Origin of the sequence: Stenotrophomonas maltophilia, from assembly GCF_006970445.1 — a bacterium.
Taxonomy (GTDB): Bacteria; Pseudomonadota; Gammaproteobacteria; order Xanthomonadales; family Xanthomonadaceae; genus Stenotrophomonas; species Stenotrophomonas maltophilia_AU.
Genome location: NZ_CP033877.1, coordinates 2,288,035 through 2,302,770, shown reverse-complemented (window position 1 = coordinate 2,302,770; position 14,736 = coordinate 2,288,035). Strand labels below are relative to the sequence as shown.

Here is a 14,736-nt window from a genome sequence, read left to right as displayed (position 1 = left end):
GGGGGATTGACCACGCGGATATCGGGGCTCAGGCTAAGCCACACTTATGGTGACCCAACGCCAGCTGCCATCCCTTGTCGCCATCCGCGCCTTCGAGGCGGCGGCACGGCTGGGCAGTTTCGCCCGTGCCGCCGAGGAGCTCGACACCAGTGCGGCATCGGTGAGTTACCACGTGCGCCGGCTGGAGGCCCAGACCGGGACCTGCCTGTTCCTGCGCCACGCCCAGCATGTGGAACTGACGGTGGCAGGTGCCAGCGTCGCGCAGGAGGCCACCCGGGCCTTCGACGCGCTTCGTGCCAGTTTCATGCGAGCCGCTGACATGGATGCGACGCGGTTGCGCCTGTCCGTATTGCCGACGCTGGGCACCAGCTGGTTGACGCCTCGCCTGGGCAGCTTCCGCGCCCGCCATCGGAACCTCGTGCTGGAACTGGACCTGTCGGCAGAGCCGCAGGACCTGGCCGCCGGGCGTTTCGATGCCGCCATCCGCAATGGGCATGGCGAGTGGCCCGGGCTGCAGGCCACGCCTCTGTTTCCCAGTATTTTCACCCCGTTGTGCGCGCCAGCACTGCTGCCGGCGGCAGACGGGCTCGGTCGCCGGGCGTTGGAGGTTCCGCTGCTTGGCCGGCCCGACTGGTGGGCATTGTGGTTTTCCGCACATGCTGCTGTTCCGCCGCCGCCCAGGGAAAGCTTCGTCACCCCCTTTGCGATGGAGCATCTGGACGTCGGCGCTGCCATTGCCGGGCAGGGCATCGCCATCGGCTCGCCAATCCTGTTCCAGGCCGAACTGGACAGCGGGCGCCTTGTGCAGGCACATCCCGGTGTGGCCAGCGACGGGCGTGGGTTCTGGTTCGTGGCACCGACGGCGCGCAGCCGCAGCGCCAAGGTCATCGCATTCGGTGGCTGGCTGGGCGAGCAGGCCGCGCAGGCCAGGCATGCGGCGCGACATCATCTGGCGCACGCGGTGACGCCATGAACCAGAGCCCCGAACTGCTGCGGCGCCTGCTGCGTGCCAAGGACCGGATGGACCACGCCAGCCACGAAGACTGGCCGGTGGCCCGCCTGGCTGAGGTGAGTGCCGTATCATCTGCGCATTTCGCGCGTTCGTTCAAGCAGGCATTCGGGCTGCCACCGCACCGCTACCTGCTCAGCCGGCGCATCGAACGGGCCGTGGCGATGTTGCGTGACACCGACCTGACGGTCACCGAGATCGCCGCGCAGACCGGCTGGCGCAGCCTGGGCACCTTCGGGCGCATCTTCCGTGACATCACCGGCGACAGCCCGGGCAATGTGCGCGAGCGCGAGCGCTCGGGCCAGGCGACGCAGGCCAGCGTGCCGGAATGCCACGCACGTGCCGCGCAGCGACCGGACCTGAACATCGCAGTTTTGGAGAAGCGCCGCCGCGAGGCGGTTGCTAACGTGGATCCCACCTGAGGGAGGTCCCATGACAAACACTGTGAACACGGTCGGCCTGTATGTGCGCGACCAGGATGAAGCACTCGCGTTCTACGTCGGCACGCTCGGTTTCGAAGTGCACACCGACGTGCGCAATGGCAGCTACCGTTGGCTGACAGTACGCAGCCCGGGCCAGGACGGATTACAGCTGGGCCTGTTCGTGCCCGGTCCGCCCACCCACGACGCGGCCACCGCACAGGCGCTGCAGCAGCTGGTGGCCAAGGGCGCAATGCCGCCGCTGGTACTGGCCGTGGACGACTGCCATGCGTGCTACACGCAATGGCTGGCGCAGGGCGTGGAGTTCACCCAGGAGCCGGTCGAACGCTACGGCGCCGTCGATGCCGGATTCCGTGACCCATCCGGCAATGGCTGGAAGATGATCGAAGCCCGCTCCGAAGCGAGGCGCCGTCAATGAGCCGGGGTGGCTGGGCGCGGCCCGTGCATCGCTGGACCTCGATCGTCTTCACCCTGGCGGTGATTGCCAACTTCGCCGTTCGCGGGCTGGGGCAGGGCGAGCCTGCAGCGTGGATCACCTATTCGCCGCTGCCGCCACTGTTCCTGCAGCTGTTCACCGGCCTGTACCTGTTCGTGCTGCATTACGCCGGGAAGCGCCGCAACGCCGCGCTGGGCGCTGCGGGCTGAGGCCGCCTCAGGCGGCAGCGTCGGCGGCGTAGGCCGCAAGCAATGCAGGCAGCTGGTCCATGCGCTGGAAGATCACCTTCGCACCCGCAGCACGCAGGGCTTCCGGCGTGCTGTGGTGCGGGCCGCCCTCGCTGAAACCAAACACGGTCGCACCGGCCGCGACGCCGGCGGTGGCGCCGGTCACGGTGTCTTCGATCACCGCACAGCGGGCCGCGTCCACGCCCAGTGCAGCAGCGGCGGCCAGATACACGTCCGGGTGGGGTTTGGTCCGCGGCATGTCCTGGCCGCTGAAGACGTGGTCGCCGAAAGCATCGAGGATGCCGACCTTGCCCAGCTGCAGCTTCACCTTGAACAGGTCGGCACCGGACGCGCAGGCAATCCGCCCGCCGGTGGCCGCGGCAATCGCACGCACGGCCTCGGGTGCCCCCTGGATCGCCTCAAGGTCCTGCTCCAGCGCACGGTTGCGCTGCTGGCGGAATTCCTCCAGCCATTCCTCCGTGAACGGCTTGCCGGTGCGTTCTGCGATCAGCCCGGCCAGATGAGCCACGGACTGGCCGAGGAAGACCTCGCCCGCCTGCGCCGGGGTCAGCGGCCAACCGCGTGCGGTCAGCATTTCCGAGAGCACACGGGCCACCAGCGGCTCGGAATCGACCAGTACGCCGTCGCAGTCGAACAGCACGGCATCGAAGGGGAAACGGGACATCTACTACTCCGGGAACAGCCAAAGGGGCGACGTACCCGCTATTTTCCCATAGCGGGACGGGCAGGGCACGCGGGCCACAGGAACGCTAGACTGCCGGGCCACCCCGCCCAGCGCCTGCACGGGAATACGCCTTGAACCGATTGCGATCATTCTTCAGTGCGTACCCCATCCAGTTCGCGATGGCCGCCAAGCTCTACGTGCTCTGCCTGTATCTGCCCGTAGCCCTTCGCCTGGTCGAATTCGGGCACCGCCTGGGGCCGCCCGAGGCCTCACGTGAAATCGGCTACGCGCTGGCGGACCTCAGTTTCAGGCTGAGTCTCTTCGCCGGCGCGGCGGTACTGGTGTCGATGCTGCTGTTCGGGCGCCGCGGCGCGCTGCGGATCCGCCACCCGGTGATCGCTTCGATCGCCTTTTTCGGGTTGCTCGTCGTGCTGGATCGCGCCATGCGCATTCCGATGGCGCAGTTGCCGTTTCCCGTCTACAGCGTTGCAGCCATCAGTCTGGTTCCGCTTGCGCATGCACTGGTCCTCACGCTGCTGGCCTTGGTGCCGGCGCTGCTGATGCAGCGGCGCATCCGTGCCGAGGGCGTGCACCATCACCTCATCAGTGCCAGCATCGCCGGCGCGGTGACGCTGGTGGCCGGTAGCTGCCTGCTTCCCATCCTGGCGTTGCACTTGCCTGTGGCAATCTCGCCTGGCGAGTTCATCATGCCGGTTTTCGATGGGCCCGCGCAGTTGCAGATTGCCAGCCTGATCCTGCTGGTGTCCTGCGCACTGGCCACGTTTGCCGGCCTTTGGGCCAGCGAGCTGTCACCGCGACCCGCATCGATGGTGCGCACGATGGTGGTGTCGCTGGTCCTGCTTGCTGCGTCCCTGCTGATCAGCCTGGCCAGCGTGGCGTACCTACTGCGAATGCTGTCCGCTGGGGTACCGACGATAGGGCGCGGGCTTGCCTTTGCCGTGCTTATCGGCGCCGCAGTGCAGTTCCTGTTTGCCAGAGTGCTGGCGTCACGATGGCTGCGCGTACAGGCATCGTGACGTTCCTCTGCCCGCCGATCAGCTCAGGTCACACCCGGCCGGCTGCGGCCAGGTGGTGGCCGGCAGCATGTTCTTCAGCGAGGCCGGTGCGTTGATCGCCACGTAGCTGGCGCCCAGCAGCTCCTCCAGATCGGCAATCGTCACCAGGTAGTTGTCCAGGCTGCCCAGGTTGGCCTCGTTGGGGATGATCCAGCTGATCGCCTTGGCCGTCCCGGTGTTCGGGTCGCGGGTGATGATCGTCTTCCAGAAGAACTCCGGCGTCGGGATGCCGTGGCTGGCCAGGAAATAATCGTTGGCGGCATCGCCGTAGACCACGCCACCGTAGACGTCCACCGGCGCGATGTCGCGGTAGCACTCGGCCACGTTCTCGGCCTTCACCCAGATGCCCTGGTTGAAGCTGGACACCTGCGGCACGATGTTGGTCATGTAGTTGGCGCGGCGGATGTAGGTCGTGTCGTAATCCATGTGGTTGGACGTGACCAGATGGCCACGGTCATAACCCGACTTGATGCTGGCATACGACGCCGTGCTGGTCTGGCCCAGGCAGCCGGCCGGCAGGTCCGGGTCCTTGTAGAAGCTGGACGGCCGCGCGGCGGAACCGGTATCGGCGGTAAGCGTGTACTCGTAGCGGGTGGCGCTGTGGATGCTGCAGTCGTAGGTCAGCACGAAGCCGCCCTTGTTGAGGGTGACCACCTGGGCCTGCGCAGCGCCGGCAAACGCGCTGAGGACGAAGGCAAAGACAAAGCTTGCAAGGCGCATTGCGATTCTCCAGCAAAGAGTTCAGGACGCAGCTGCCCGCCACGACCAGGCCAGGCCTGTGTCATGTGAAGGCGTTGCGGATACGGGTGTTGCGGAGTGCGATGGAGCGAGGCCGCGATGAGGAGGACCCGGAAGGCCGCGCGGTGTCGCAAGCGTCACAAGCTGTCGTCTTTTGGTCAACGACGAGAGCGCGAAGCTGTGACCGGGTGCAAGCACTGGTGATGTGTCAGATCACGCGGTCCGTGGCTGACATGCGTACGTGCTAAGCACCCGACAGGTGTGAAGTGCATGCTGGACCGCGCATCCAGCGCGGCCCGCTTCTGCAGCGACGGGCTCTACGAAGATGCCTCTTGCCCAGCGTCCGGCGCCAGGCAGCCGGCCCTGCTTTGTGCGCTCGAGTCCGCAATGGACGCCTCGCTGAAACCACTGCGGCTCAGGAACACGCGATTCCACCGGTCGAGGGCATCGCGGTCGCGCGCCCAGCAGCCATAGCGGGTAATGGCCTCCAGGTTGTCGAGGGTTGGGTAACGCTGCGCGATTTCGTCCAGGCCCTGGCGCATCAGCGGCCAATCGGGCGTCGCCGCGCGGAAGCGATCGACCGAGTTCGCGGTGGCTGACCAATACAGCCGTGCGTAACGCATGGCCCGCTTCTTCTTCGGGATACTGGCCATCGAGCGTCGCGCGAAGGCTTCCATCTTCTGTGCGCTGCCGCCCCAGGCCGGCGTGAAGTGCTGCATGGCAATGAAGTGCAGTGGTTCGTAGTCGGGGAAGGCCTTCGCTGCGCGGTCGACGATCGCCAATATTTCTTCGTCATCCGCGCTCTCGCGCTGCGCGATGAGGACGGTCATCTCGTGCCAGAACGGGTCGCCGCCGGCAATGCCCTCATGCGATTGCAGGTAGGCCTGCGAAACAGCGTTGTACTCATGGAACTGAGCCCAGTCTTCGGCCTTGACGGTATTGGCATATCCGTTGCCACGGTAGCTCCAGCCCAGGTTGAGCGGAATCCGTGCGGTCACCAGGTGGGCCGCCGGAGATTTTGGAGCCTGCTGAACCCAGCGCGCCGCCCAGGCCGACCAGTGGTTCCAGGCCTCCACCTCCTGCCGCGCCGTGCCGATTGCACGCGACATGCAGATGTAGAAACGGCCCAGCCGGGATTCGCCGGCGGCGTTGAGCTCGCCCGTGCGGAAGCGCGCGGCCATCGCGTCCAGTGCCGCAAAGTCGTCGTTGGACATCAACTGCGCGATTTCGCTGCAGTCATCCGTGACGTCGGGGTCCTGGGCAGCCACGGTTGAAGGGGCGAACAGACTGGCCACGCTCAAGAGCGTGCCGACGAAGAGCGTCCTGCGCATCGGGGGGCATCCTTGCATTGATGGGAGCCTGCGGAGGACCGCAGTGCCGCGAAGCATAGCAAGGTGCGCTTTGCGCCATGCTGCGTCGCAAGGTGCCAGCCACCATTCGCACTGGTACGGTCCGACCCGTTGCACCACCACCGACGGGGAGAGACGACGATGCGCAAGGTTTTGCTGCTGTTGATCCTGCTGACCGGGCTGGCGCCCACCGCCTGGGCGGCTACGGTCAAGACCACCCATCGCACCATCCCGAGCTGGGATGGCACGCCTCTCGGGGCTTTCGTCATCGAACCCCAGGATGCCGGCACTGGCCGCTACCCGCTGCTGGTGATGCCCAGCAGCTGGGCGGTGCCCAGCGTGGAGTACGTGGGGGTGGCACAGACGCTGGCGCAGCGAGGCTATGTGGTCATCAGCTACAGTTCGCGCGGCTTCTGGGAGTCGGGCGGCAGCATCGACATCGCCGGACCCGCCACGGTCGAGGATGTCAGCGCCCTGATCGACTGGGCGCTGGACAACACCCGCGCCGATCCGGAAAGGATCGGTGTCTCGGGCATCTCCTACGGCGCCGGCACCAGCCTGCTGGCGGCGGCGCGCGACCCGCGCATCAAGGCCGTTGCCGCACTGAGTGGCTGGGCCGACCTGCAGGCGTCGCTCTACAGCCATGACACGCCCAGCGCCCAGGGCATCGCCTTGCTGGTGGCAGCGGGCCTGGCCACCGGCCGCCCCGGGGCGGAGCTGGCCACCATCAACCGCAATGTGCTGGTCGGCAACTACCAGGGGGCGGTGGACTCGCTGCTGCCGGTGGCGGCACAGCGCAGCCCGGCCAGCAGCGTTGACGAGATCAATGCCAACCAACCGGCGGTATTCCTCGCCAACGCCTTCAACGACAGCCTGTTTCCGCCGGGCCAGCTGGTCGACTTCTTCAACCGCCTGAAGGGACCCAAGCAGTTGCAGCTGCGCCATGGCGACCACGCCCTCAACGAAGCCTTCGGTGCGCTCGGCATTCCCAATGAGGTCTATGCCGCCGTGGGCGACTGGTTTGACCACTACCTGAAGGGCGTGGCCAATGGCATCGATCGCCAGGCGGCGGTGCAGCTGAAGTCGCAGAAGGGCAGCTGGAGCCGCTATCCGGACTGGCGGGCCACCAATACGGGCGCCGTCAGCTACGGGTTGACCGCGCCGACCGGGCTGCTGCTGCCCACCGGCGGGCTGGCGGAGAACGGTGGCGGCACCGGCTGGAACTACCGGATCGGCAGCGGCCTGCTGACTGCCGCCAATTCCGGCGTGGCGATGGCGTCTGGCGCGCTGCAGATGTTCAACCTGCCACCCGGCGCCTATGTGCCGTTCGTTGGCCGCAACGCCGCAGGCGTCTGGCAGGGGCCGATCCAGTGGAGCGCCAAACGCCTGGACGGTGCGCCGGAAGTGCGCCTGACGGTCACGCCCAGTCGCGCCAACACCACACTGTATGCTTACCTGTATGCCGAGGATGTGCTGGGCAACGGCCAGCTGATCAGCCACAAGCCGTATACCCTGCGTGGTGCCACGCCCGGCCAGCCGAAAACAATCGATCTTCGCCTGGAAGCAAGCAGCTGGAACCTTCCGGCCGGCAGTCGCCTGACCCTGGTGGTCGATACCGTGGACCTGCGCTATGCGGGCATCAGCCAGCTGGGCGGTGCGGTGACCTTCAGCTCGCCGGCCAACGCGCCTTCAGTGCTGAAGGTGCCGCTGCATTGATGTAACGCCGCGCCTGCTATGGCGGGCGCGGCAGGGCAGAGCGGAACGTTGTGGGACGTTGGGGCAATCCCGGAGAGAGGAAATCCATGGCCATCACATGGCTGCTTGCCGGCGTGGTGTTTGCAGCGGCAGCTACGCAGGACCCGGCTGGAAACTGGTCCGGCACGCTGTTGACGGATCTGGAGGCTGCCGATGCAGCCCTGCGCGACAGCCATCCCGGCGTGGTTGACCTGCACAATCCCGGCTTCGTCGCCCAGATGGACGGCGCCTTGTCGGTTGCACGGTCGCGCGCACCCAAGGTCGACAGCTTTGCCGGCTACTGGTGGGCGATGAAGGGCTACGCGGCCGCGTTCAACGACGGCCACGTGAGTCTCAATCCATTGACCGGCGCCCCCATGCTGCCGGCCCGATGGCCCGGGTTCCTGACGGGCTTCGACGGCGATGCGCAAGTGGTTATGGTCGTGGATGGGCGCCCCGGACGGCCACCCTTGGGCGCGCGATTGCTGTCCTGCGATGGCATTGAAGCACAGGCACTGGCCGCGCGCCGCGTGGGCGACTTCAGCGGGCGCTGGAACCTGCAGGCCAGCCGGATCCACAGTGGCGGCGAGGTGATGCTGGAACAGGGCAACCCGTTCGTCCCGGTGCTGCGCACCTGTCTCTTCCGGGTGGAGGGGCGCCAGAGCGCCTACACGCTGCAATGGCTTCCGATTGACACGACAACACGCGAAGCGCGACTGGCCGATACCCGTCGCAGCTTCCGCCCGGCAAATGGCTGGCGCACAGTGCCCGGTGGCGGTTACTGGATCACGACCAGCAGCTTCAACGCCGATCCGGCCACGCGCAATTCCCAGCAGCTGACCGAGCTTTTGCAGCAACTCACCCCGGTGGCCGACGCACTGCAGCAGGCACCGCTGGTGGTGCTGGACGTACGCGGCAATACCGGAGGTGCTTCGCACTGGAGCATCGCACTGGCCCGTTTGATCTGGGGGCGTGCAGCTGTGGATGCGTTGCGTGACGAGAGTTGGGCCGAGTGGCGGACCTCGGATGCCAACATCGCGCAGCTGCGCGGCTTCCTGCAGAAGCTGAAGGCGGCACGCGACGCATCGCCCGAACTGCTGCACATGCTGGAAACCGTCACTGCAGGGATGGCCCGCGCCGGTGCGAACGGCGAGGCGCTGTGGCGCGAACCGGCGGACTCGCCGGTTGGGCCGATGCGTTCGCCTGCTCCCGCCGCTCCGGACCGCAGTGGCAGGGTAGTGATCGTGGCGGACGCTTCCTGTGGCTCGGCCTGCCTGGATGCACTGGATCTCTGGAAGCGGCTGGGCGCCCTGCAGGTGGGGGTCGAGACCTCGGCCGACAGTGTCTACATGGATATCAGGCCTCAGCCATTGCCCAGTGGGCTGAGCCGGATATCGGTGCCAATGAAGGTCTACCGAGGTCGCGGGCGAGGTTCGAACGAGCCCTATGTGCCGGATCGCCGCTACGAGGGGGACATGCGGGATACGCAGGCGCTGGAGGCATGGGTCCGCGAGGCCAGGGGCTGACCGGGCCCGATCGAAATCTGCGTCCCGCGCAGCGGTAGCTGAGGATCACTCCCCCTGCGGCAGCAGTACCCGGATCATCTCGTGCTGCCTGGTCAGATTCGCCCGTTGCACGAAACCCTGGATGATCGAGGCCGCCACCTTGCGCTGGTTGTCCATGTCCAGCAACGGTGCGATGGCCTGCCCGGAACCCTCGGGGCTGTCACGGAACGGGCAACCGACTGGGCCAGCAGTGGTGAACGTCAGGATCGCCTTGGCCACGCGCGCCGACGGCGAACGCGGCGCGTCGAAGATCACCAGTGTTCGCTCGTAACTGATACCCGTCGCACGTACGGTCGAGTGCAGGGAATCCTCGACGGTCATGTCCGCGCCGAGGTCCTGGGCAAGCGCAATGATGGAGTTGGCCGCCGTCGCCCTGCGCAGCGTTGCAAGGTCGGTGCGGATGATCATCGCGCAGTCGACGCCGGAGATCGGCACCTGGGTGACATCCAGGTACGGGTTCTGTGCCAGCGTCCCGATCAATGCGAGATCGTCGCTGTAGCCACAGGATGCGGTAGATGTACCGAGGCGTTGCAGCAGTGTTGCGGCCCGCTGCGCACCCCACTGCCGCCCGTGCAGCAGGCGCTGCGCGTGGTTGGCCGACAGGGCGCCGTGATCGAATCCGGAGGATGACGCCTGCATGCGCGCTTTGACCTCACGCATGCAGGCATCGACCTGCTGCATGCAGTCCGTGTCATCGGCGAACACCGGCGCCGCCGAGATGCCATCGATCACCCGGCCGAACGTCGCCAGGTCGCCCTGCTGGTCGCGGTACCAGTCGTGGATGCGCTTTACATTGCGACGGCGTTTCTCCAGCTTGTCCGCACCCGGCCAGCCGGGATAGGCAGCGATCTCGCACAGCATGGTCAGGCCTTCCCACAGGTGGTACTCCATGCTGGGCAGCGGCAGCCGCCAGCGCTCCTCCGCGCCGGCATCCTCGGCAATCACCAGATGGTTGCGGATGATGTCCGACCACACTGTCACGGCCTCCACGGTATCGCGGCGTGGCGTGGTCACATCGATCAGCTCCATCAGGATCGGCCGCGGCGTCACCGGGTCATCGCCGGCAGGCGCCTTCGGGTCCTTCACCCATCGCGCATGCCAGGTGTAGCCCATGCGATACAGCACGAACGGTTTGATGCCGTCGTTGAGGATGATGCCGGGTGGCGGTGGAGGGGTGGGAGGCGGCTGCACGGGCAGCGGCGGCTGCGGCGGGGGCAGCACGGACGGGCTCGCCACGGCCGTGGAGGTGCCGATGCCCTTCAGCGGTTCGCTGGTGAACAGATGCAGGCCCGCGCGGTCGCGCTCGTACACCTTCCGGAACGTCTGCGGAGAGTCACATGTCACCAGGCACTGCTGGCCGGGCGGCACATGGATGTCCACCGATGCAAGGTCCACCACCTGGCCTGCCAGGGGGCTCTGATCGGGCGGGCAGACGCTGATTTCCAGCGCGATGTTGAGGCCGGCACCGAGCATCACCTCGATCACGATTTCCTCCACGCCGCCGTGCAGGGCGTCCTGTGCCGGGATCGGGATCCAGGGGTTGATCACCACCTGCGTATCCCAGTCGGACCGGCCGAAATCGAACAGCGTCGGTGGCGGCTGGGCCGGGCGTTCAAGCAGTGCATCCAGTGCGTTGCCGCCCTTGACGTAGAAGAACATCAACGGCTCATCGGGCTTCAGGCTGTAGTCGCGCCGCACCTTGCTGGACAAGCTGCGCAGCTGGTCCTTGATGTCCGAAAGTGCCTTGACCACGACCGAGCGGACTTCGGGGTACGCCTGCGCGTTGTTGATCTGCGCGGTGAGCTGCTTGCTGATGTAGCGCCGGGCCTCGCGCTCGGGCGTGCTCTCTTTCATGGTGGGGCCTCACTGGGGTTGCAGGGGCGGGCAGAAGGGCGAAGGCCCCGCTCAGCTGGAAGACAGGGCTCTGGCCATCGAGGCATACCAGTCGATCGACTGGCTGTAGGGCCTGGACATCTGCTGCAGCATGGTGGCGAAATCCTGGGTACTTGGCGGCGTGATCACTGCACGTGTACCCAGGTAGTTGCCAAGCTCCGTGATCGACACGATCTGTGCATGGTCGATCTCCCAATCGGTCACCCAGCTGGCGGCTGGGCGCGCCGCTCCAGTCCGGGCCCGCACGTTGGTGCAGACCGCATCGGCGATGGCCTGCAGATCCTGGGTTGCGGTCCGGAAGCGGACCAATGCGTAGGATCGATTCGAAGCCATCAGATCCCGCGGGAAATTGCCGGAGTCGAGGAGGACGCCGGTTTCCTCCATGAACTCCCGGCGGGCAGCATCTTCTTCGGTCTCGTTGTCATGCCTGCGACCGCCAGGGAGTGTCCATTGCCCAGCCTGGTTGACGACAACCATGGGGACCTCGGCTGCCCATGCCCGCGTGTCGCGCGCCAGGTTCTGTGCCGTCAGCAGCGTGGCCCCCCATGAATCCGGCGAAAACACCGGCAAGGTGTTTGCCAGGTTCCTGATGCGCTCTGGCAGCGTCGATTGACGGAACAATCTCCGGGTGAGGTGGGTGACAGCGGATCCAACCTGGTCCGGATTCGGCGGCGTCGCCTGCATTGCCTGGACGGCGTTGCTGAAATTGACCTGGATACCCTGGCCATCGGGCGTGTCCGCGTAGCCGGCGGATGCAGCGGCAAGCTGGGCGCTGCGCAGCAGAATGAGTGCCGGTTGCCAGTCCTTGGCTGGCGGCAATTCGGGTGATTCTGCGGTGGCCAGGGTGGCTTCCAGTGCTTCTGCAGTCAGCACCATCACCGAATTGGAGGCCCACCAGTTGTTGATGATCCGCTTTCGGGTGATCAGGTAATGGGTTCCGTTCCAGAGCGCGGCATAGACCTGGGGCATGATTCAGTCCTCCATCCAGCGCGGGGTGGGCGCGGTGGATCCACTGTAGGAGCGGGAGAAGAAGGAGAATCGGCGGTGGCGATGATGTATGCGGTGGAACCGACGGAACAGGAGGGCAGGGGGCGTTGATTTCCCCGGATTGGCGCGAAGCCCGTGGCCGCCCAGGCGTCAGCGGCTGCCGGCGCTTGCCTCCGGGTCGTGCAGGCCCCGCAGCTTCTTCTTGTTGATCTTGCCCACGCTGGTGCGCTCGATCACGTCGACGAAGCGGACGCGTTCCGGAATCGCATAGCGTGAGATATCCCCTGAGCGGCTGCGCGCCGCCACCAACGCGATGATCTCCTCCTCGGTCACGTCACTGCCGGGCTGCCTGACCACCAGCGGCAGTGGCCGCTCGCCCCATTTTGCATCGGCAATGCCGATCACCGCGACTTCGTTCACGGCAGGATGCAGGGCGATGATGTCTTCCAGCGCCAGCGAGGAGATCCATTCGCCACCGGTCTTGATCACGTCCTTGATGCGGTCGGTCACCCGCAGGTAGCCGTCTGCATCGATGTTGCCGATGTCCCCGGTGTGCAGGTAGCCGCCCGCCCACAGCGTCGCGGAGGCGTCGGGATCATGCAGGTAGCCCTGGGTGAGCCACGGTGCGCGCACCACCACCTCGCCGGTGGCGACCCCGTCGTGGGCAACATCCTCCATCGCCGGGTCGACGATGCGCAGGTCCACCAGCGGCACCGGAATGCCGGCCTTGGTCCGCAGTGACAGCGCCTCATCCGACCCGGCCAATGTCTCGGCATCGATCTGTGCCAGGGTGAGCAGCGGGCAGGTCTCGGACATGCCGTAGCCACCAAAGATATCGATGCCGCGCGCAAGGGCCCGTTGCGCCAGCGCTCGTGGCAGGGCGGCACCGCCGATGATCACTTTCCAGCTGCGCAGGTCTGTCCGCGCGGCGTCGGGGTGGTCGAGCAGCATGTGCAGGATGGTCGGCACGCAGTGCGAGAAGGTCACCTTCTCGCGGGCGATCAGTGCCAGCAGATTTCCCGGCAGGTAGCGGCCGGGATAGACCTGCTTGATGCCGAGCAGCGTGGCCACGTAGGGCACGCCCCAGGCGTGCACATGGAACATCGGCGTGATCGGCATGTAGACATCGCCGCGGTGTAGACGCCCTTGGCTCGGTGCGCTGCCCAGGGCGGCCATTGCCGCCAGCGAGTGCAGCACCAGCTGCCGGTGGCTGAAGTACACCCCTTTGGGCAGGCCGGTGGTGCCGGTCGTATAGAACACCGTGGCACGGGTGTTCTCATCGAAGTCCGGGAAGTCGTCGATCGGCGTTGCCGCGCGCAGTCCCGTTTCATATTCCGTCACAAAGCCCGATGGCAGCGGCCCTTCTGCGTCGTCCAGCAGCACCCGCGTGTGCAGGTCGGGCAGTTGCGCGTCCAGGCCCTCCAGCATCGGCAGGAACTCGCGGTTGGCCAGGATCACCCGCGCGCCGCTGTGGTTCAGCGTGTAGGCAATCTGCTCCGGCGCCAGGCGGATGTTCACCATCATCAATACCGCACCGATCATCGGCACGGCGAAGTAGGCCTCCAGGTAGCGGTTGCTGTCCCAGTCCATCACCGCCACGGTATCGCCCTGGCGGACGCCCAGCGATGCCAGCAGTCCGGCCAGCTGGCCGATGCGCGCCTGCAGCGTGCGGTAGTCGAAGCGGACCTTGTCGCCATACACGATCTCCTGCCCGGGATGTGTCGCCAGCGGCGTGAGCAACAGCTGTTTGATCAGCAGCGGGCAGGTATCGGCAGCGGGAGGGAATGGCATGGGGGTTCCTCGTGGGTGGCGTATCGGTCGCCGGTCGTCCCCAACCACACTAGCCATCCGCGCGCCCGGCGCCAGCGTACCTAGGTCCCCTGTCTACGCCCGCGTGATTTGCTAATCTCGCCTTGACATGCCAAGCCTGCTTATCGCCGATGACCACCCCTTGTTCCGCGCCGCGCTGCATCGCGCGGCCGAAGAGGCCGTCACCGACCTTCAGATCAGCGAGGCCGATTCGCTGGACAGCGTGCTGGAGACACTCGAACGCCAACCGGTCGACCTGATGCTGCTGGACCTGCACATGCCCGGCAATCACGGGCTTGCCGGATTGGCGACCTTGCGCGCACTGCAGCCAGGCCTGGCGATCATCATCGTCTCGGCCAATGAAGAGCCGCAGGTGATCCGGCGTGCCATCGATCTGGGCGCCGCCGGCTATCTGCCCAAGAGTTCGGGATTGAGCGAGCTGCAGTCCGCGCTGCATTCCGTGCTGGAGGGCGAGCGCTGGATTCCGGCGCTGCTGCGCGAGCCGGTGGCAAGGGCGGCCCCTTTCAGCAGGGATGCGGATCTCGCCGCGCGGCTGGCAAGCCTGTCCGCGCACCAGTACAAGGTGCTGAGCCTGGTGGCCGAAGGCCTGCTCAACAAGCAGATCGCCGACCGTCTGGGCGTGCAGCTGCGCACGGTCAAAGCGCACATGACGCGCATCATGGAACGGCTAGGGGTGCGCAATCGTGCGCAGGCCATCCGCGTACTGCACGAGATGGGGTTGGCCGATCCATCCCGGCAGCTCGAAGGGCCCCAGGACGCCTGAATCT

The 14,736-nt window shown here is 66.4% G+C and carries 14 protein-coding genes; 8 read left to right on the top strand and 6 right to left on the bottom strand.

Annotated elements, in window-relative coordinates; translation table 11 throughout:
- Positions 1-46 precede the first annotated feature (46 nt).
- Genes EGM71_RS10640 through EGM71_RS10625 form a run of 4 tightly spaced genes read left to right on the top strand, consistent with a single transcriptional unit; the run spans position 47 to position 2,094 of the window.
- Positions 47-973 carry a LysR substrate-binding domain-containing protein gene (locus EGM71_RS10640; protein ID WP_188484890.1) on the top strand — a complete coding sequence of 309 codons (927 nt, stop codon included), beginning with the start codon at positions 47-49 and terminating at the stop codon, positions 971-973.
- A complete protein-coding gene (locus EGM71_RS10635) occupies positions 970-1,431 on the top strand; it encodes a helix-turn-helix domain-containing protein (protein WP_188484889.1) in 462 nt (153 codons plus the stop codon). The genes EGM71_RS10640 and EGM71_RS10635 overlap by 4 nt, the downstream gene beginning before the upstream one ends.
- 10 nt (positions 1,432-1,441) lie before the next feature.
- Positions 1,442-1,867 carry a VOC family protein gene (locus EGM71_RS10630; RefSeq protein WP_188484888.1) on the top strand — a complete coding sequence of 142 codons (426 nt, stop codon included), beginning with the start codon at positions 1,442-1,444 and terminating at the stop codon, positions 1,865-1,867.
- Entirely contained in the window at positions 1,864-2,094 is a 231-nt protein-coding gene (locus EGM71_RS10625; RefSeq protein ID WP_188484887.1) for a hypothetical protein, read from the top strand. The genes EGM71_RS10630 and EGM71_RS10625 overlap by 4 nt, the downstream gene beginning before the upstream one ends.
- 7 nt (positions 2,095-2,101) lie before the next feature.
- Here the strand turns inward: EGM71_RS10625 and EGM71_RS10620 are convergent, their stop codons facing one another.
- On the bottom strand, positions 2,102-2,797 hold the full coding sequence (locus EGM71_RS10620; RefSeq protein WP_188484886.1) for an HAD family hydrolase: 696 nt from the start codon (positions 2,795-2,797) through the stop codon (positions 2,102-2,104).
- A 179-nt stretch (positions 2,798-2,976) separates the two neighbouring features.
- On the opposite strand from EGM71_RS10620, the gene EGM71_RS10615 reads away from it, so the two are divergent.
- Entirely contained in the window at positions 2,977-3,834 is an 858-nt protein-coding gene (locus tag EGM71_RS10615; RefSeq protein WP_223224441.1) for a hypothetical protein, read from the top strand.
- Positions 3,835-3,852: 18 nt separating this feature from the next.
- Here the strand turns inward: EGM71_RS10615 and EGM71_RS10610 are convergent, their stop codons facing one another.
- Complete coding sequence (locus tag EGM71_RS10610; protein WP_188484884.1) at positions 3,853-4,593, bottom strand: DNA/RNA non-specific endonuclease; 741 nt, start codon at positions 4,591-4,593, stop codon at positions 3,853-3,855.
- 335 nt (positions 4,594-4,928) lie between these two features.
- The gene (locus tag EGM71_RS10605; RefSeq protein ID WP_188484883.1) at positions 4,929-5,942 is read right to left on the bottom strand and encodes a hypothetical protein; all 1,014 of its coding nucleotides are present in this window, start codon (positions 5,940-5,942) and stop codon (positions 4,929-4,931) included.
- A gap of 159 nt (positions 5,943-6,101) precedes the next feature.
- Here EGM71_RS10605 and EGM71_RS10600 point away from each other — a divergent pair, with 159 nt between their 5' ends.
- Positions 6,102-7,676 (top strand): S15 peptidase family protein, encoded by a 1,575-nt coding sequence (locus EGM71_RS10600; protein WP_188484882.1) that lies wholly within the window; start codon positions 6,102-6,104, stop codon positions 7,674-7,676.
- Between the two features lie 86 nt (positions 7,677-7,762).
- Positions 7,763-9,220: a S41 family peptidase gene (locus EGM71_RS10595; RefSeq protein WP_188484881.1), complete on the top strand. Its 1,458-nt coding sequence runs from the start codon at positions 7,763-7,765 to the stop codon at positions 9,218-9,220.
- 45 nt (positions 9,221-9,265) lie between these two features.
- Here EGM71_RS10595 and EGM71_RS10590 read toward each other — a convergent pair whose 3' ends face one another.
- From EGM71_RS10590 to EGM71_RS10580, 3 genes are all read right to left on the bottom strand, one after another.
- Positions 9,266-11,113 carry a hypothetical protein gene (locus tag EGM71_RS10590; protein WP_188484880.1) on the bottom strand — a complete coding sequence of 616 codons (1,848 nt, stop codon included), beginning with the start codon at positions 11,111-11,113 and terminating at the stop codon, positions 9,266-9,268.
- 51 nt (positions 11,114-11,164) lie between these two features.
- Positions 11,165-12,121, bottom strand: a complete 957-nt coding sequence (locus EGM71_RS20830; protein WP_223224440.1) for an NUDIX hydrolase — start codon at positions 12,119-12,121, stop codon at positions 11,165-11,167.
- Between the two features lie 168 nt (positions 12,122-12,289).
- Positions 12,290-13,930 (bottom strand): fatty acid--CoA ligase, encoded by a 1,641-nt coding sequence (locus tag EGM71_RS10580; RefSeq protein WP_188484879.1) that lies wholly within the window; start codon positions 13,928-13,930, stop codon positions 12,290-12,292.
- 127 nt (positions 13,931-14,057) lie between these two features.
- Between EGM71_RS10580 and EGM71_RS10575 the strand changes: the two genes are divergently transcribed.
- Entirely contained in the window at positions 14,058-14,732 is a 675-nt protein-coding gene (locus EGM71_RS10575; protein WP_188484878.1) for a response regulator transcription factor, read from the top strand.
- The last annotated feature ends 4 nt before the right edge of the window (positions 14,733-14,736 follow it).